Annotated in this window: 17 protein-coding genes and 2 pseudogenes; 5 read left to right on the top strand and 14 right to left on the bottom strand. The window is 60.8% G+C overall.

All coding sequences use genetic code 11. The features are described from left to right. Window positions 1–341: 341 nt before the first annotated feature. The gene (locus M3I53_RS36070; protein ID WP_254320547.1) at window positions 342–1,937 is read right to left on the bottom strand and encodes an MFS transporter; all 1,596 of its coding nucleotides are present in this window, start codon (window positions 1,935–1,937) and stop codon (window positions 342–344) included. A gap of 102 nt (window positions 1,938–2,039) precedes the next feature. On the opposite strand from M3I53_RS36070, the gene M3I53_RS36065 reads away from it, so the two are divergent. Both M3I53_RS36065 and M3I53_RS38760 read left to right on the top strand, forming a co-directional pair. Continuing rightward, window positions 2,040–2,912: a LysR family transcriptional regulator gene (locus M3I53_RS36065; RefSeq protein ID WP_254320546.1), complete on the top strand. Its 873-nt coding sequence runs from the start codon at window positions 2,040–2,042 to the stop codon at window positions 2,910–2,912. A gap of 308 nt (window positions 2,913–3,220) precedes the next feature. Further along, window positions 3,221–3,550, top strand: a complete 330-nt coding sequence (locus M3I53_RS38760) for an ATP-binding protein (RefSeq protein WP_375542631.1) — start codon at window positions 3,221–3,223, stop codon at window positions 3,548–3,550. Window positions 3,551–3,677: 127 nt separating this feature from the next. Here the strand turns inward: M3I53_RS38760 and M3I53_RS38755 are convergent. From M3I53_RS38755 to M3I53_RS36025, 8 genes and pseudogenes are all read right to left on the bottom strand, one after another. Continuing rightward, window positions 3,678–3,866 (bottom strand): annotated as a pseudogene (locus M3I53_RS38755) (hypothetical protein); the annotation flags it as partial. Next, window positions 3,852–4,146 (bottom strand): annotated as a pseudogene (locus tag M3I53_RS36055) (DJ-1/PfpI family protein); the annotation flags it as partial. The pseudogenes M3I53_RS36055 and M3I53_RS38755, both read right to left, overlap by 15 nt. Window positions 4,147–4,202: 56 nt before the next feature. Beyond that, window positions 4,203–4,976, bottom strand: a complete 774-nt coding sequence (locus M3I53_RS36050) for an enoyl-CoA hydratase (protein WP_254320545.1) — start codon at window positions 4,974–4,976, stop codon at window positions 4,203–4,205. 30 nt (window positions 4,977–5,006) lie between these two features. Continuing rightward, entirely contained in the window at window positions 5,007–6,233 is a 1,227-nt protein-coding gene (locus M3I53_RS36045) for a CaiB/BaiF CoA-transferase family protein (RefSeq protein WP_254320544.1), read from the bottom strand. Window positions 6,234–6,262: 29 nt separating this feature from the next. Then, window positions 6,263–7,174, bottom strand: a complete 912-nt coding sequence (locus M3I53_RS36040; RefSeq protein WP_254320543.1) for an enoyl-CoA hydratase-related protein — start codon at window positions 7,172–7,174, stop codon at window positions 6,263–6,265. Between the two features lie 10 nt (window positions 7,175–7,184). Further along, a complete protein-coding gene (locus tag M3I53_RS36035) occupies window positions 7,185–8,468 on the bottom strand; it encodes an acyl-CoA dehydrogenase family protein (protein WP_254320542.1) in 1,284 nt (427 codons plus the stop codon). 39 nt (window positions 8,469–8,507) lie between these two features. Beyond that, window positions 8,508–9,467, bottom strand: a complete 960-nt coding sequence (locus M3I53_RS36030; protein WP_254320541.1) for a 3-hydroxyacyl-CoA dehydrogenase NAD-binding domain-containing protein — start codon at window positions 9,465–9,467, stop codon at window positions 8,508–8,510. Between the two features lie 21 nt (window positions 9,468–9,488). Beyond that, a complete protein-coding gene (locus tag M3I53_RS36025) occupies window positions 9,489–10,406 on the bottom strand; it encodes a 3-hydroxyacyl-CoA dehydrogenase (protein ID WP_254320540.1) in 918 nt (305 codons plus the stop codon). 409 nt (window positions 10,407–10,815) lie between these two features. On the opposite strand from M3I53_RS36025, the gene M3I53_RS36020 reads away from it, so the two are divergent. Next, a complete protein-coding gene (locus M3I53_RS36020) occupies window positions 10,816–12,111 on the top strand; it encodes an NAD(P)/FAD-dependent oxidoreductase (RefSeq protein ID WP_254320539.1) in 1,296 nt (431 codons plus the stop codon). A 149-nt stretch (window positions 12,112–12,260) separates the two neighbouring features. On the opposite strand, the gene M3I53_RS36015 is transcribed toward M3I53_RS36020, so the two are convergent. From M3I53_RS36015 to M3I53_RS36005, 3 genes are read right to left on the bottom strand one after another with little or no spacing between them, the layout of a single operon-like run. After that, complete coding sequence (locus tag M3I53_RS36015) at window positions 12,261–12,557, bottom strand: DUF3331 domain-containing protein (RefSeq protein ID WP_254320559.1); 297 nt, start codon at window positions 12,555–12,557, stop codon at window positions 12,261–12,263. Window positions 12,558–12,601: 44 nt separating this feature from the next. Further along, window positions 12,602–13,585, bottom strand: coding sequence for a cytochrome d ubiquinol oxidase subunit II (locus tag M3I53_RS36010; RefSeq protein ID WP_254320538.1), 984 nt, complete (start codon window positions 13,583–13,585; stop codon window positions 12,602–12,604). A gap of 33 nt (window positions 13,586–13,618) precedes the next feature. After that, complete coding sequence (locus M3I53_RS36005) at window positions 13,619–15,013, bottom strand: cytochrome ubiquinol oxidase subunit I (protein WP_254320537.1); 1,395 nt, start codon at window positions 15,011–15,013, stop codon at window positions 13,619–13,621. Window positions 15,014–15,336: 323 nt separating this feature from the next. Between M3I53_RS36005 and M3I53_RS36000 the strand changes: the two genes are divergently transcribed. Next, entirely contained in the window at window positions 15,337–15,594 is a 258-nt protein-coding gene (locus M3I53_RS36000) for a hypothetical protein (RefSeq protein ID WP_254320536.1), read from the top strand. A gap of 57 nt (window positions 15,595–15,651) precedes the next feature. Here the strand turns inward: M3I53_RS36000 and M3I53_RS35995 are convergent, their stop codons facing one another. Beyond that, complete coding sequence (locus M3I53_RS35995) at window positions 15,652–16,041, bottom strand: potassium channel family protein (RefSeq protein ID WP_254320535.1); 390 nt, start codon at window positions 16,039–16,041, stop codon at window positions 15,652–15,654. Between the two features lie 306 nt (window positions 16,042–16,347). On the opposite strand from M3I53_RS35995, the gene M3I53_RS35990 reads away from it, so the two are divergent. Then, a complete protein-coding gene (locus M3I53_RS35990) occupies window positions 16,348–16,878 on the top strand; it encodes a lecithin retinol acyltransferase family protein (protein WP_254320534.1) in 531 nt (176 codons plus the stop codon). Here the strand turns inward: M3I53_RS35990 and M3I53_RS35985 are convergent. After that, window positions 16,865–17,151 (bottom strand): hypothetical protein (locus M3I53_RS35985; RefSeq protein ID WP_254320533.1); only part of this gene is annotated, 287 nt, incomplete at its 5' end. The two genes, M3I53_RS35990 and M3I53_RS35985, sit on opposite strands and share 14 nt — an antisense overlap.

The raw sequence follows: 17,151 nt of genomic DNA, 5'->3' as shown, positions 1-17,151 counted from the left end.
AAGGTGTTGGAGTTATGCCGCGATTTGTGTGTGTTGTGATAAGAAAACTTATCCTAATAGCACGGCGTTTCAAGCATTCGGCGAGGAACCCTGGGCGCTCACGCAAAGAAATCTATGATCCTGTCCAGCTTGCAACGCTGAATCTCGACGCCGGTTTGGCCTGCCTGAATCAATCCAGCGTTGTTATTGAGACTGCCTTCCCAGCCACAATGCGATTCGCATCTGACGATCCTGTAAAGCCGTCCGCTTTACAAAACCACGACGTTGACCACGTTGTTCGTCAGGCTGTGTGTCGTTTGTATCGTCGATTTATTCCCTCTGCGTTTGCGGGGGATTGTGCGTCATGCGGGCCGGCGCCGTCCCGCGAGTAGCCAGATTGCCACCGAAATCATGAGCGCAAGATAGCCGGCAACGCTCAGTGCCGACGCAAACCCGCTCGCGAAACCGGTTGGAGCGATGGACGTCATCGCTGGCTGGAGGTGCGGCGCGAGACGGGCGAGGGCGTGGCCTGTATCACCGGCGAGCAGATCCGACATGAACTGAGCGTCCACGCAGGCGTTGCCCGATGTATGACATTGCATTGCCGCGTCGATCGTGGATCGGGCACGCGACGCGAGCACGGCTCCGAGGACACCGATGGATGTGACGATCGCCGTGAAGCGGGTGGTCGTGCTGATCCCGGAAGCCATCCCGGTCCGATGGGGCGGAACGCACGCCATGATCGCCTTCTGTGTGTCGCCGTTCAGCACACCGGCGCCCAGGCCGGTCACGACCATTCCGAACGCAACCCAGCCGTATTCACCCGATTGCGCGGAGATGGCGGTCAGCAGATTGCCAACACCGACAAGGGCAAGCCCGGCAGACAGCAGCGACGTCGGCCCCGTAGCGCGCCGTCCAATCCGTGTGCCCAGCCAGGGGCCGACAATCATCGACAGCGCAAACGGCAGCATTCCGATTCCCGCACGAATCGGCGTCCATTCGAACGCATTCTGCAGATAGAGCGGCAGGAACGTCATCATCACCTGAGCGCATGCGGCATAGCCAAACATCCCGAGCACCGCTGCAACGAACCGTGCTTGCCTGAACAGCGCGAGATCAATGACTGCATTCTGGACACGCCGCTCAATCGCGACAAAAGCGGAAAGCAGCAACACACATGCGGCAAAGCGCGCTTCGGTCGCCGCGCTGCGCCAGCCATCGTCCTGGGCGCCGATCAGCGCCCAGATTCCACACGCGAGGCCAGTGCCGAAGAACAGGCTGCCGGCAAGGTCGATGTGTCCCGCGTGCGGATTGCGCGAGTTGGTCACGACGCGCCGTGTGCAGAAGATCAGCGCCGCACACACCGGCAGGTTCAGCAGGAAGATCCAGCGCCAGCCGACCCATTGGGTGATCAAGCCGCCGACGAGTGGTGCGACAGTCGTCGCGATCCCCATCGTCATCCCCCAGATCGCCCACGCTCGCACCCGTTCGCGCGGGGCGGGGAATGCGTGCGCGATCACGGCCAGCGCCGACGTCAGCAGCATCGCCGCGCCGAAGCCCTTCGCGACGCGAGAGAAGTTGAGGAACGTGACACTAGGTGCGAGTCCGCAGCCAAGCGACGCGATCGCGAACATGAGCAGGCCAAGCAGCATTGTGTTCTTTCGGCCATAGCGGTCCGCAAGCCCGCCCATCGGCAGCAGGCACGACGCGAACGACACCATGTACGCGCTGACGACCCATTCGACGTCCGCGAATCCCGCGTGGAATGAACGGGCGATCGAGGGCAGCGACACCGCGACGACATTCGTGTCGAGCACGATCAACGCACACGTTGCAGAGGCCGTCGCGAGCACGGACCCGCCCGAGCGCGGTGGCACGACGGACTCCGTCGCTGCGATAGCGGCCGTCCCGGGCGCGGTCCCGATTGCGGTCGTGCCAATATCTGCTTCTTTCGACATGAGCGTTTGTTTCAACGTGGAGACAGACGCAATCTTAGCGCCAGATTTATTGCGAATCGATAGCAGATAGAATCATGTTTATTCACTTTTGGATGAACAAACGTGGAACTCGAATTGCGTCATCTGCGCTGTATTCTCGCCGTTGCGAAGCGTCTGCATTTCGCACGTGCCGCCGACGATTTGGGGCTCGCGCCGCCATCCCTGACGAAACAGATCCAGGATGCGGAGCGCCTGCTGCAGTTCCGGCTGTTTCACCGGACCCGGCGCTCCGTGTCGCTGACCGCTGCGGGCGAAGCTTATATTCCGGAAGCTGCCGCTGTGCTGGCGCAACTCGAACAGGCTCGCGAACGCGGGGTGCTGGCCGAGCGCGGGGAGTTGGGACAGGTGCGCGTCGGCTACGTTGCATCGGCTGCGTACGCTGGGGTGATGCGCAAGACAGTGACGGAATTCCGCCGATTGCATCGACGGATCGAGGTGCAGTTGCTGGAGGTCCCCATGGATGAGATCCCGGTGCGACTCGTCGACCGACAGCTTGACGCCGCCTATGTCAGGCCGCCGATGGCTTACCCGGAAGGGTTGCAAGCCACGCGCGTGTATCGGGACGAGTTCGTTGTTGCCCTGCCGGAGGATTCCGTGCTCGCTGCGCAGAGTGCGGTCACACCGAAACAACTGCACGATGCGCAGTTCGTCGTGCCCGAGCAGGAGTTCGGCACGATGGAGGTCGCGAGACGTGGACGTTTCTCTCCGCTAGTCGTGCAGCGCCCCGGCCCGCTGATCGCGGTGCTCGCGAGCGTTTCGCTTGGCGGCACGGTAGCCATTGTGCCAGGTACGCTGTGCGACTGCGTTTCGCTGCCCGGTGTGATCTACCGTCCGCTGGCTGGCAAGCCGATTCCGTCGGAGATTGCACTGCTGCACCGCCGGCACGAGCGCTCGCGCGTGGTGAGCGCATTTCTGCAGTACGCCCGCCAGGAGTAAAACGACCTCATGGATAGGCATACCAGCTAGCTGCTCGTGATGGCGAGCCAAGGTGAGAACGCCCGAAAGGGGACCCCGGAACGGCTTCCCGGCTATGGTCGCTGTTGAAGTTCCTTAATTCTGCTAGCCACGTTCACAGCATGTGCTAGAGCGATAATCGCTCTGGCCATTGTCGAGTAACGCCGGGAGACAGATTGCCGTCGCCATCAGCCGTTGTACTCCAGCAACGGTTGAACAGCCTGATGTCCGTTAATGTTGCTAGCGCGTTTAAGATGTTCTTTTGAATCCGTTAGCACGGCTATTGAGCGATGCGACGGATTAGCGGGAGCAGGGCGGGGGCGAGCGGTAAATCGTGCGATCGAGTGATACCTCTCGCCTATGCATCGCGGAGGATACGTGGCGTACTGTGGGGGTACTTTGCAATCAGCACCGCCATGAATGAACCGGGTGCCGTCCTGGTGACTGTGTGCGATTCCGGGCCGGGTGTCGCTCCCGAGAGCGTCGAGCGCCTCTTGAGCCGGTTTATACGACAAAGACTATCGGTTGGGGCATGGGGCTCGATCTGCCGCTCAATCATCGAAGCACATGGCGGCCGATTGTGGGCGAGCGCAAACGGTACCCCGCGGCGCTGTCTTTGAGTTCATGGTGTCCGTCCATCCAGCTGTTTCAGCGTAAGCGGGTCCGGTACTCCGCACCGCAGGGTATCGCATCGCCGGCCTCCGCCCTCCGTCAATGCGCATGTGATGTCTCGTCGGCGACGCCGTATTAACGCGCGATCGACGCCAATAGATCCGGCCATTCCCAAACGCCGAATATGTCGTGGACGTTCTGCAGACAGCTCAGAAGAGCCACGGTGCGTTGGTCAATGAACGTTGACCCTCACAGCAATGCCTTGCCAGGAAGATAGCGCACCGGAATCCCCTCCATTGCAGACGTGTAATCTGCTGGCCGGATGTCTGGAAAACTTTCCTGCAGTGCGCGTCCATACGCCCAATGCGTCGTGGCGCGCCGCTTCGCCAGCAAGCCTGCTTCCGCGAGCACGAAATCCACCGGTGCAGATCGCGCCTATGCGCCTTGCGCTGATGCTCGCTTTGCGCAGGAACGCTACTGTGGTGTAACGAGGCCGAGAACTGAGCGCAGCAATGACCCCGCCGACGATCCACGTGTCCACGTCAACGTGCCCGTGCAATGATCGTGTGCCCACGGCCAGGCTAAGTGACGAGCGCATTTCCCCTGATACGTAATTCGGTGGTCTTGGGGAGTAGTTCATATGCGATCTGAATCATGCTATCAGGCCCTCGGGCTCTTCGTGAAATCCGGCCGACGTTTCTCGAGAAAGGCGGAGAACGCCTCCTTGGCCTCTGCTGAACTCACCTGTGCAAAGAATGTCTGATTTTCACCGTTCACAGCCTCCTGGATCTGCTGTAGCGCAGCCTGCTTGATGAGTCGTTTGATAGCGAGCAACGCGCTGGCCGGTTTTGCCGCGAGCTTATGTGCTGTTGCAGTAGCGGTCTCGAGCAGATCGCCGTCGGGCACCAAGCGAGTCGCGAGGCCCAGTTCCACTGCTCGCAAGGCAGTGAAACGCTCTCCGAGCAGAAACAGGTCCGCTGCCGCTAGATGTCCTACGCGCGCTGGTATCGAAAAGCTCGACCCGAATTCCGGCACCAGCGCAAGGTTGATGAACGGCAACTGGAACTTCGCACTTTCGCCCGCATAGACGAAATCGCAGTGAGTCAGCATCGTGGTTCCGCCGCCGATCGCCGCGCCTTGCACGGCCGCCACGATGGGCTTTTCGAACCGGATGAGCGCCGAAATCAGACGGCCCTGCGGAAAGTCACCCAGCCGGGGCGGATGCTTGAGAAAATCCCCGACGTCGTTGCCTGCGCAAAATGACTCGCCCACGCCATGCCAGAGCACGACGCGGACTTCCTCGTCTTCGGCGGCCTCGTTGAAGATGTCCGCGAGATTTGTGTACATGGCTCCGGTCATGGCATTCTTCTTCTCGGGGCGATTGAATGCGACCCGCAAGATGCTGCCGGTACGCTCGGTGATGATGTCGCTCATGCTTGCTCCTTTCTCTCTGTGCTTCGTGCGTCAGGCGGCGTGTTGCTTCAGGTTGGCCACCGCGCCGCTCGCGCGCAGGCCGTCGACGTCGTTTGCGTCGAAGCCCAGCTCGCGCAGGATGTCTTCAGTATGTTCGCCAAGACCGGGCGCTCGTCGGGCGGGCACTTTGGCGACGCCATGCACCCGAATCGGATTGCTGATCGTTGAGGTCAATTTGCCGCCGGCGCCCTCGAGCGGAACGATGACATCGTTGGCCCGCAGCTGCGGGTCGTCGATCACCTCTTGTGGTCCGCGCACGGCGCCGTACGTGACGTGGAGACTGCTGAATGCCTCGTGCCAGTGCGCCATCGGCTGCGTGCCGAAAACCTCGTCAAGGATGGCCGTAAGTTGCGGCATGTTCGCCGTCACCTTCGCCGGATCCGCGAACCGTGCATCAGTCAGCAGATCCGGGCGTCCGATGGCTTTCGCGACGGCCGCCAACTTGTCGTGCATCACCACCAGGACGAACCAGGTGCCGTCCGAGGCGCGGTACACGTTGAGCGCCGCATTCGCAGGATGCGTGCGATCGTGCGGTGCTGGAAACGTCGCGCCGACCAGGGCGGCCTGGATCGCAACGCTGGCCGACCAGACGCCTGAGGCAAGGAGCGAAGTCGTGACGTAAGAGCCTTTGCCCGTGCGCTCTCGGCGGTAAAGCGCCGTGACGATCGCCGAATAGATTCCAACTGCCGTTGCGTTGTCGCCGCTTCCGGCCACCGGCCAGGTTGGTGGCGCTCCAGCGTCACGCGTCATCGACAACAGGCCGCTACGCGCCCAGAACGCGGTCAGATCAAAGCCGGGCAGATCGGCATCCGGGCCACTTTCGCCAAAGCCGGTGACATCCGCATAGATCAGTCGCGGGTTCCAGCGTGCCAGATCGTCGTATTCGAGCTTCAACTTCTTGCGCGCCGGATGTGGCGTATTGACGGTGAACACATCAGCCCATGTGACGAGCCGCTGGAGAATTTGCTGGGCGCTGGGCGACCTCAGGTCGAGCGCGATGCCGCGTTTATTACGATTGGCGAGATGCCACTGATACGGCTCATCTGCCATCGGCTGCGACGGGATCTTGTGCCCGTGGCGCCAGGGGTCGCCGCTCGGGGGTTCGACCTTGATCACATCAGCGCCGAAGTCCGACAGCATGACGGCGGCGCCAGGCGCCGCGATAAAGCTCGAAAAGTCGACCACCTTCAGCCCGGAAAAAATATTGTCGCTTGCCATGGGATCTCTCCTGGATCGTGTTGCCTGCTTCACCGTCCCGCAAACTGCGGGGCGCGCTTTTCGAGGAAGGCGGAGGTGCCTTCCTTTTTGTCCTCTGTCCCGGCGCACAGCCCGAAATAGGAGGCTTCGAGAGCGAGGCCTTCGCTCTGGTCCGCGTCCAGGCCCTTGTTCACCGCTTCGAGCGATAGCCTCACCGCGACAGGGGCGTTCGAGGCGATCGTCTTCAGAATGGCTTCAGCGCGACCGATGAGGTCGGCTGCCGGAACCACTTCGTTGACGAGCCCGATGCGCCAGGCTTCCTGGGCACTAATGAGCTCCGCCGACAGAATGAGCTGCAACGCGCGGCCCTTTCCGACAAGGCGCGGCAGCCGCTGCGTGCCGCCGCCGCCGGGGAGCAGTCCCAGCTTGACCTCCGGCTGGCCGAGCTTCGCGTGCTCCACGGCGATGCGGAGCGTGCACGCCATTGCCGTCTCGCAGCCGCCGCCGAGTGCAAAGCCATTGATTGCCGCGACCACTGGTTTGCCGAGGTTCTCGATCAGGTCGAGCACGGCTTGCCCAAAACGGCTCGACTGCTCCGCTTCGATCGCGCTCGCGTGCGCAAGCTCAATGATGTCCGCGCCGGCGATGAACGCCTTATCGCCCGCGCCGGTGAGAATGACGCCGCGCACGACGGTGTCCTCGCGTGCATCCTCGAAAGCCGTTCGCAAATCCTTCCATGTCTGCGTGCTCAGGGCATTGAGGACCTTGGGACGGTTGACGGTCACGTATGCGATCCGATTGCGCTTTTCGTACAGAACGTTCGCGAGCGTGACGACTTTCGCCGGCGGATCATCAGGCACTACTACTACGGGTGAAGATGGGGCTGTCAATGTTGTCGATGACATGTTTAGCTTTCCTTCTAATTCGAGTGAATCGGGTGACGGCGACAAACTCGCCGTCACGCCTGCGGTCTTAGATAAACGCGCTGAACCCGGTGATCGCTTTCCCGACGATCAGGTTCTGCATCTGGAAGGTGCCCTCGTAGGAATAGAGCGCCTCGGCGTCGGCAAAGAAACGCGCGACGTCGTAGTCGGCGAGAATGCCGTTGCCCCCGAGCAGCTCTCGCGCCCACGAAACGGTCTCACGCGCCTTGGACGTTGTGAACGCTTTCGACAGTGCGGCTTGCTGGTCCGTGAGCCTGCCTTCGTCGGCGAGCTGTGCCGTGCGAACTACCATGCCCTGGCACGCCGTGACGTTGGCGAGCATCTTCGCAAGAAGATCCTGAATGAGCTGGAACGAGCCGATAGGCTTTCCGAACTGCAATCGCTGCTGGGCGTACTGGAGCGCGTGCTCGTACGCACCCATCGCGCATCCCGTCGATTCCCATCCAACGTAGTACCGCGTCCCACGCAGCACGCGCGCGGTGTCGCGAAAGGACTGGTCGCCCGATGCGAGCCGGTTCGCTTCCGGCACCCGGCATTCCTTCATCGTGATCTGGCCGTTCTGGACTACCTTGAGCGCGATCTTGTTCTCCATCTTCTCGACGCTGAAGCCGGGTGTGGTCTTGTTCTCGATGATGAAGCCCTTGACCTGGTTGTCATCGACGTCGCGTGCCCAGATGATCGAGATATCGCACCAGGGTGCGTTGCCGATCCACCGCTTCTGCCCGTTCAGAACCCAGGTGTCGCCCTCGCGTTTCGCCGTCGTGGTCAGTCCGCCTGCGGCTCCCGACCCGATCAGCGGTTCGGTCAGGCCGAAGCAGCCGATCTTGTCCATGCGTGCCATCGGCGGCAGCCATTTTTGTTTCTGCTCCTCCGATCCAGCGACCGCGATCGAACCCATCGCCAGGAAGGTATGGACGCCAAAGAAGGTCGCAATCGAGGCATCGACCCGCGCCATTTCTATCCCAATAAGGCCGACCAGCAATTGACTCCCGCCTGCGCAGCCGTACCCCTGGATGCCGAGGCCTCCGAGATTCAGCTCCTTGACGGCAGGCAACAGCTCGAACGGAAAGGCGTCCTCGACCCAGTACTTGTTGATGATGGGCGCGACTTTGGACTCCATGAATGTGCGCACCTTCTGCAGAATCGCTCGCTCGTCTGCGTTCAAAGTGTCTGCATAGTGATAGAAATCACTGTTCGGTGGCGGAAGCTCCTTGGCGGCGGCCTTGCTGTCTGTTGCAGCGATAGACATTTTTGCGACTCCTGTTGCTATGACTAGAAAGCCGGAAGAAAGACGTGTCAGTCGGGTGAGCAATCCGGAAGGTTGTGCCTGGGCTCACGCGACCGGAGCGAGTTAGTTCGTCTGTTTCGAACCGCCACCCTTGCGGCGAAGCTCAATCAGACCGAGCAGAACCTCATCTCGCTGCGCCTCCAGCTCTTCGATGGAACGCGATCCGGCCTCAACGTGTACGCTGTCGACGAGCTTCGCTTGAACCTCAGGGCTCAAAACCGGCGCGCCGAGTGTTTTCCACCACGCCGTCATCGGGCCGCTGAACTGCTGGAAGAAGTGCTCGATTCCGCCAGGGCCCCCGCCAAGATGGTTGAGCATCATGTTGCCCATCACGCCCCAGCGCAGGCCCGGCCCCCAGGACAGGGCGGTGTCGACGTCGGCAGCGCTTACTACGCCCTCGGCGACGAGGTAATACACCTCGCGCGCCAATGCGGCCTGCAGCCGGTTCGCGACGTGGCCCGGCATCTCCTTGTTGACGCGCACCGTACGCTGCCCGATCGCCGTATAAAACTCCGCTGCGCGCTGGATCGTCGCTTCCGAGGTCTTCGAGCCGCCGACGATCTCGACCAGCGGGATCAGGTGGGGCGGGTTGAACGGATGGGCGATGACGCAGCGTTCGGGATGCGCCGCAGCCCCCTTCTGGATTTCGCTCATGGTGAGTCCCGACGAACTCGAAGCAACGATCACGTCGGCAGGCAACAGCTCGTCGAGTTGCCCATAGAGCTTCTGCTTGAAATCGATCCGCTCGGGTCCGTTTTCCTGGACCAGGTCCGCGCCCACGAGTGCTTGTTCGAGCACGGGCGTGAACGTGAGGTTCGTAAATGATGCTCCGGGCGAAATACCCAATCTCGTGAGCGCCGGCCACGCGGACTCCACGAATTTTTTCAATGACGCTTCCGCATTCGGTGCTATGTCCGTCGCCACGACATGCAATCCTTTGGCGAGAAACAGCGCGGCCCAGCTCGCGCCGATCACGCCCGTGCCGATGATGGCGACGCGGCGAATGGGCTTGGTGTCAGTCATGTCGTCTCTCCAATGTACGGGTCAGACTTCGGCGTAGGCAACGCCGGTGAGGTTGCCCTGGGCGTAGAGAAAGTTGCGCAGGTTGCTGCCATCGAGTTGCGCTGAATAGACCGATCCCCCCAGGTCCGTGACGAACATTCGGCTACCAGCAACGTCAAGCGTGATGCCGATCCCTTCCAGCAGATGCGTGACGACGATCTCGGGCGTCGCCGCTTCGTCGACCGGGGCGCGATTGACTGTGTTTCCGCGCGGGGGATCGCCGCGGTCCGTCCAATAGAGGACGCGGTTCGCCTGGTCGAACTCGAGATCGATCGGTTCCGGCAGATGGTCGAACATCACTTCGATGTCGGAGCGGGTGGCCGCATCTTCGCCACTCGGGATCTCCAGATTCGCGCGGAGGATGCGGCCCTGGTCGCCGTTGTCAGGGCCCTTTTGCGTCCAATAGAGCTTCCGGTGCGCGCGATCGACAGCGACTCCGACGCACCATCGGTTCTGGTCGTGGCGGTCGATGTCGCCGCGCCCGGTCTCGACCAGTGTTTCGATATCAGAGCCGTCGCAGTTGACGCGCATCACGCGCATGCCTTCGCGGTCGCACCAATAGAGTTTTCCATCGTCCCGGTCGAGCTGGAGCTGCTTTGGCGTATGCGTGAGTCCATGGGGGACGATGACCACGCGGTTGTTGCCGTTGAGGTCGGCGCGCTCGATCGATCCGTCATTCGCGCTCAGAGCGTGACCCATGTTGGTCCAGTAAATGTGGCCGGCGTGCGCGTCGACTGCGATGCCATCGGGGAGGTGGCAGTCCGTGACGATCGTCTTGCGGTCGGATCCGTCTGGATTCATCGAGTAAATTGAGTTGCTGCTCAATTCGAGGAGAAACAATCGTCCCGAGCAAACCGTGTCCTGAGAAACGCTGCTTGAATTGGTGTGAGTCGTAGTCATTTGCCATCCTTAACGTTTTGCCGGAGGTAATGTGAACGCAGAACATCGGGCAGAGAGCGAGCGCCACAGGTATCGGTGCTTTCGCTCGCCGAGGCGCGCGATGCGCCCGTGACGTTGAGCGACTGGCCGGGGTTTGAACGACGCCGGTGTCGGGGGCGTTGTTCATGGACATCAATCTATCTGGTGATCGGCATCGATTCAATTGCACGATGGTGTAACGACACCATCGTGTCGGTGGGAAGGCTTGTCGTTCAATCCTGCGCCCAAGGTGTAATTGCGGACGTCCTGTTGCACATCTTATTTTGCGAAAGTATTCATGAGTCTCATGGGAGGAGCCGCTATTGCCAACCCGTGCATTGTCGTCGGCACAGGTTATTCGAAATCGTCTTTCGCTTATTGAGTGATTGCTATGAAAAAGCCAACTCGTATCGTTATCGTAGGAGGCGGAATCGCCGGGATTCTGCTTGCAACCAGGCTCGGCGACCGGTTAGGCCGGTCGGGTTACGCAAGCGTGACTTTGATCGACAGAAGCCCGACGCATATCTGGAAACCGATGCTCCACACGATTGCGGCAGGTACGCGCGATGTGAATCAGCAGCGTGTAATCTATCTTTCCCATGCGCGCGAACACAGCTTCACGTATCAGCCGGGAGAAATGTGCGGACTGGACCGACAACGACGTGAGGTTCAACTTGCCGCAATCGAGGCGCACGAGGGCGGCTTGATGCTCGAGCGGAGAACAGTTCCATACGATGTGCTGCTGCTGTCCATAGGCAGCCGCGCGAACGACTTCGGCGTGCCTGGAGTCCTCGAGCATTGCCATCTTATTGACAGCCAACAGCAGGCAGAGACATTCAACGTCGCATTGCGCGAGCGTTCTCTTCGTTCCGTGGTTAAGGATGAGGAACTCAGGATTGCGATCGTGGGCGCTGGTGCTACCGGGGTCGAGTTATCGGCCGAGCTCAGTCATCTTTTCGAACTCGCGGCCAGCTACGGCGATCCTGCGATTAGAGACAGGCTGCGCTTGACGCTTTTGGAGGCCGGCCCTCGCGTGCTTCCGGCCTTCCCAGCTGAAATCTCGTCAGCCAGCCAGCAACGACTTGAGAAAATTGGCTTTCGCGTGCTGACCTCGACTGGGGTCTCCGGTGTGGAACGGGGAGGCTTTGTGTACGGAGACGCCAAGCTTGCCGAAGCGGATTTGATGGTATGGGCGGCTGGCGTGAAGGCGCCTGATTTCATGAACCGGCTTGCTGGCCTCGAGACCAACAGGTCGAACCAGATCGTGGTGTCGGACACGCTGAAGGCTCTAGGGGACGAGAATATTTTCGCGCTTGGCGATTGCGCTTCGCTCACGCCGCAAGATGCGCTGCGGCCGCTGCCTCCTACTGCGCAGGTGGCCACTCAGCAGGCGGAGCACCTGGCGCGCCATTTGCCGGAATGGATCCTTCACAACAAGCCTCTTCCTCGCTTCGCATTCCGGGATTTCGGATCGCTTGTGTCATTGAGCGAGTACGACTCGTTCGGCACGCTTGGTCGTTTTGGATTATTTCCCGGGGGGATTATTCGGGGCAAGCTTGCCCAGTTCAGTCACGCGATGTTGTACCGACGCCATCAGCAGGCGCTACACGGTTTTAGACGGGCAACTCTGCTCTGGACGGCGGAGCAAATCAACGGATTGGCTCAACCGGCGATTCGACTCGCTTGACGGGCTTTCGTGGCCCAGCAGATGTTCATGTTCGCCGCTCTTTGGAGCGGCATGTTACTTCCCGACGTGAGTGAATTGAGAACGACGCTGCAATGCAGCGTCGCTAACCAGGAAGAGAGTCGGAATTACACGCAACGTGCGGATTCCGTTTAGTTGAAGCCAACGCCGCGACTTGAATCCCCAAACGCTTCAACAGAGATCATCGCCGATGCATTCGCTGGAGCGGGGCGTTCGGCGGGGCGAAACACGGCGTCGCCGCGGCGGATTGCACGCCGCGACACCACGCACACGCCCGACGCTCTCGCATGGCGAAGACGCCAGCGCTGCTCCCCATAGTGACATCGTCCGGGCTCCACCCAGCGAATGATGAGTGTTGTCTCGGACTGTTCGAGAATTTCGACCTGGACTCGTGCGTCGTCCAACGTAGCGTACTCCGACGTTTTCACTGGCCGCTCCTGAGATAGGGCTTTTTCGCTGAAATTGCGTGCCGTCACGCCTGGGGCGTGTCGACAACCTTGCCGCGGAAGATTGCATACTGGTGCAGGTTGTAGCCGATCATCACCGGGAACACGAGGCCGATTCCGATCAACATGAATGCGAGGGTCAGGGTGTCCGACGCGGCTTCCAGGATCGTGAGCCGGCCCGGAACGAAGTAGGGGTAGAGGCTAATCGCAAGGCCGGCGAACGACACGATGAAAAGCGTTATCGCCGCCCCGAAGGGCCCGCGGTCGCGTCCGCGATAAAGCGACGCAATGAGCCAGCCGTACGAGAGGACGGCGAGTACGCCGAGTAGCGCAAGCGGGGCGAACACCCTTGGCTCGGACCAGCGGGCATGGACCGCCACGCTGTCAAACCAGGTCGCCGCAGTGAGCACGATCGCGGCCGCGACGGTGAACTGTGCGCTCAACAGGGCCAGCCGGCGGCCCCAACGTTCGAGCGGACCCACCGCCTTCCTGACGAGCCACGTCGCGCCGAGCAGGCTATAGCCGCTGACGACCCCGATGGCTGTCACCGTGATGAACGCCGTGCTGGACCCGCCAGGCACGAACCCCGTGATCACCTTGCCGAGTACGATGCCCTGCGAGATGGCCGCGACGAGGCTGCCCACGCCGAATACGATGTCCCATAGGCTTCCGTGCTGCGCGCTATGGCGGAATTCGATGGCTGCACCCCGCATGATCAGCCCCGCTATCATCGCCATGACGGGCAGATAAAGCGCTTGCATCAAGGCCGCGTAGGCAGCCGGAAACGCGCCGAACAGGGCGCCGCCGACCACGACCAGCCACGTCTCATTCGCATCCCACACGTGACCGATGGTTTGAACCATCACGTCGCGGTCTCCGCGATTTCTGCTCAGCAGGGTGAGCATACCGACACCAAGGTCGAATCCATCGGTCACGACGTAGAAGGCCAGCATCAGGCCGATCAGGCCGAACCACGTGAGGGCCAGCAGGGAATGAGTGGTGCTTTCCATCGAACGATCTCCCATAAGTTGGGGCGAGAGGTTTCAATATTCGCGCGCCACCGTTTGGGGCGTGATACTCGTGGTCGCGGGGGGCGTGGCAGTGAGATCGGGGCCATTCTTCAACCAACGCCGCGCGAGAAGGAAGAAAGTGATGAGTAACACGACGTCGAACACGAAGAACATCGCCATGCTGGCCGTTACCGAGGACGTGGGCACCGCGGACACGGCTTGACTCGTTCGCAGCAGCCCGTAGACGACCCATGGCTGACGTCCCACCTCGCGTACGATCCATCCGGCCTCGACAGCCACGTACGGTAGCGGGATGGACAGTACCCATGCGAGCAGGAGCTTGCGCTGTGCGAGGAGGCGCTCGAGGTTGCCGCGCGCCTTGTGCAGCGCATACGCAGTCCAGAACGCAAGCAGCATAAACGCGAAGCCGATGCCGGCCATTACCCGGAACGCGTAATAGAGGAGCGGCACCATCGGCGGCTGGTCGGCGCGCGGGAAGTCCATGAGACCCGAGACCCGTCCGTGCAGCGAGTGCGTGCCGAGAATGCTCAGGAGTCCCGGCACTTCGATCGACCAGTCATTACGCTGCTTTTGCTGATCGGGCCATGCAACGAGCGACCATGCGGCGCCTGTGCCCGGCTTGTTGGTCTGCCAGTGCCCTTCGATGGCGGCACCTTTCGCGGGTTGAGTCGCGAACACGCTGGTGCCGCTGGAGTCCCCCAGCCAGACCTGAAGCGGTGCAACGACAACGAGCACGCCCAGTGCGATCTTGAAGGAACGCGCAAAGAACTCCGGGTGCCTCAGGCGGAACAGGTGGTATGCCGAGATGCCTGCGATCACAAACATCCCGGTTTCGACCGCGGCCGTCCACATGTGAGAGACGGCCCACACCATGTCGGGGTTGAAGATGGCCGCTGCATAGTCCGTGATCAGGAGGTTGCCGTTGACGACTGTGATACCGGCGGGCGTCTGCATCCACGAATTGGCGACCATGATCCAGAATACGGAAATACTGGATCCGAGCGCTACCATCGCCGTGGCAAAGACGTGGACGCCACGTGACACACGTCCCCAGCCGAGCATCATCACGCCGATGAACCCGGCTTCGAGCATGAACGCCATTGCGCCTTCGAAGCCGAGTATATTGCCGACGAACTGGCCACTGAACCGTGCGAAACCGGACCAGTTGGTGCCGAACTGAAATTCCAGCGGAATGCCAGTCACCACGCCGACCGCGAAATTGAGCGCGAGCAGCTTGCTCCAGTGGCGGGCGTGGCGGTAGTACATCACGTCGCCGGTGCGGATCCACAGTACTTCGATCAGCAGCAGAAATGCCGACAGACTGACAGTGAGGATAGGCCACAGGATGTGGAAGATCGTGGTCATCGCGAACTGCGCGCGCGAGAGGTGGAGTACGTCAGTGAGCATGATGACCGTCCCATTGCGGTGCGCGATTGGCTACGTTTGAGCGACGCCAGCGTTGGAAGACGTTGCCCGTATAGAGCAACTTTAGGCCGTTGATGGTGCGCGGCTCAATTGCACGAAGGTGTAACGATACCGAGGCGCAGAAGGGAAAGAAGGTCACCGGAACCTGCTCCCAAAGTGTAATTGCGACTGTGGCCGGCTCGGCCTAAATTGGTTCGCAGGTTAAAGTTTTTGTCGCGAATGCCAGCGAGATGGCGGTCAGTTCGGATCGCCATACAAGGTCTCTGTCTTGGGGACTGTCTGGATGGTCCTTAGGACGACCCGTCATGATGAAAAGCGAATTCTTCACCGCCATTGCGTCGCGCCTTTGTGGCGCTTACATCACGGGCCAGGTGCGACGCACCATCCAGATCGTGACAAGCGCCAGACAGTGGGCTGCTTTCGCCGGCGGCCCTATGACACCGGCCGGTTGCACGATTCTCGCGTTCATGGTGGGCGCCATGCTTCTGGCCGGGATACTGACGACATGTGGGGCGCGTGTTGGCATTGGCAGCGTATTCTGGGTGGGCTGCTGGTTTTCGTGAAGCCGGAGCGGCTCCGTCATTTTCGCTAATATTGGACTTGCCGCGGCCGCATAGGACCTAGGCATCATCTTGCGCGCCGGCGCGGCGCGCTGCCTCCTGAACCGCGTGAACGAATGCGGCTGTGACCATACTCGTCAACAATACGCCCTGCACTCCGATCAGTATCGAATCGATCCGACCCACGATTGTCGTGGGCACCACGTCGCCGTAGCCAATCGTGAGCGCCGTGATTATGCAAAAGTAGAGGACTTTCCCAAACGAGGATGGCGTTTCGCTTCCCGTTTCGATTGGACCGCCGGCGTAGTACATCACCGCCGAAAGCACAAGAAACAACACAAATAACGCTGCAAGCGGCGCACGCAGGTACCACAGGGTCCTGGCAAATTCTTCGAACACAATGCCAGCCTTCAGCGGGGCGGGCGCGGTACGCCCAAATTTCTTATCCATGGATCATCTCCAGCAGTATTCGGTCACCAGGCGAGGTTAGGCCCACAGCGGAGCAAGGAGCCATTGCACGATGGTGTTAGTCACACCTTCGCATCCCTGCAGATAGGTGTCCTGAACCCAAGGTGTAATTGCGGCTGGGTCGGGCACGCCCTAGATTGGTTCGTAAGCCGCAACGCCAAATGAGGCCGTTTTTTTCATGCACGGGCATGGCTTCCCCCCATGTCACGAGCACATGCACAGGTACGGGTGCGTCACTGCCCGTTTGGAGCATCGACCGTTTGTCCCCCGGGGACCAGGAGCCGCGCAATGAATCGTAATCGCCAGCAATCCGGCGCTGACCACGGCGCACAGCGTCGAGCCGCTTATGCATCGACAGACGTCGCGCTTGACGGCTCGAATGACGAACCTGCTCTCGGTGCCCACCTGATCACGAAACGCTACGGCTACGAACATCACGGCATTTATGGCGGTAGCGGCATGGTCATTCACTACGCAGGTCTCGTGAAGTCTGTGCGTCGCGGCCCGATCGAAGAAGTCCCGCTCGACCAGTTCGCCGACGGCCACCCCGTTGTTGTGCGTCAGCTTCCGTTTTCGAAGTATTCCGGCGTGCAAACCGTGCTGCGCGCCCGCTCGCGGCTCGGCGAAAACCGCTACCGCCTGCTGACGAACAATTGCGAACACTTTTGCGCATGGTGTCTGGTCGGCGAAAGCCGCAGCGAACAGGTCCACGCATTCCTCAAACATCCGTGCGCAGGCGTTCACGCGCTGCTGTGTCTCATGAGCACCCTCATCGCCAACCGGATCAAAACCGATCACGCAGCGGTTACTGCGGCATGAATCTCTTCACTTGAGATTGACAGAGTGCGTATTTCGGCGAAGTCGAACACGGATTTCGGTTGAAGTCGAACAGGGTTTCCGGAGGAAGGTGAACAGCCGTTTCGTTTGAAGTCGAACGGTTTCGGGGTATTCCGGAATCGGTGTTCGGCGCTCCGAAACGCGTGTTCATCTTCCCGAAATCGGTGTTCAGCCCGCCGAAACGGCTGTTCACTCCGCCGAAATGCGTGTTCGGTGAGCCGAAACGAAAGGCGCGGTTTTGGTTGGCGGTACTGC

This window comes from Paraburkholderia sp. CNPSo 3272 (genome assembly GCF_024206495.1).
Taxonomy (GTDB): Bacteria; Pseudomonadota; Gammaproteobacteria; order Burkholderiales; family Burkholderiaceae; genus Paraburkholderia.
The sequence above is the reverse complement of the archived record's forward strand: the minus strand, read 5'-3'. Positions and strand labels throughout refer to the sequence as shown.

Excerpts from the sequence above, each read along its gene's own strand:
- M3I53_RS36020 (WP_254320539.1), top strand. The coding sequence starts at position 10,816 with ATGAAAAAGCCAACTCGTATCGTTATCGTAGGAGGCGGAATCGCCGGG.
- M3I53_RS36050 (WP_254320545.1), bottom strand. The coding sequence starts at position 4,976 with ATGAGCGACATCATCACCGAGCGTACCGGCAGCATCTTGCGGGTCGCA.
- M3I53_RS36000 (WP_254320536.1), top strand. The coding sequence starts at position 15,337 with ATGATGAAAAGCGAATTCTTCACCGCCATTGCGTCGCGCCTTTGTGGC.
- M3I53_RS35990 (WP_254320534.1), top strand. The coding sequence starts at position 16,348 with ATGAATCGTAATCGCCAGCAATCCGGCGCTGACCACGGCGCACAGCGT.
- M3I53_RS36045 (WP_254320544.1), bottom strand. The coding sequence starts at position 6,233 with ATGGCAAGCGACAATATTTTTTCCGGGCTGAAGGTGGTCGACTTTTCG.
- M3I53_RS38760 (WP_375542631.1), top strand. The coding sequence starts at position 3,221 with ATGCGACGGATTAGCGGGAGCAGGGCGGGGGCGAGCGGTAAATCGTGC.
- M3I53_RS36030 (WP_254320541.1), bottom strand. The coding sequence starts at position 9,467 with ATGACTGACACCAAGCCCATTCGCCGCGTCGCCATCATCGGCACGGGC.
- M3I53_RS36025 (WP_254320540.1), bottom strand. The coding sequence starts at position 10,406 with ATGACTACGACTCACACCAATTCAAGCAGCGTTTCTCAGGACACGGTT.
- M3I53_RS36005 (WP_254320537.1), bottom strand. The coding sequence starts at position 15,013 with ATGCTCACTGACGTACTCCACCTCTCGCGCGCGCAGTTCGCGATGACC.
- M3I53_RS36010 (WP_254320538.1), bottom strand. The coding sequence starts at position 13,585 with ATGGAAAGCACCACTCATTCCCTGCTGGCCCTCACGTGGTTCGGCCTG.
- M3I53_RS35995 (WP_254320535.1), bottom strand. The coding sequence starts at position 16,041 with ATGGATAAGAAATTTGGGCGTACCGCGCCCGCCCCGCTGAAGGCTGGC.
- M3I53_RS36070 (WP_254320547.1), bottom strand. The coding sequence starts at position 1,937 with ATGTCGAAAGAAGCAGATATTGGCACGACCGCAATCGGGACCGCGCCC.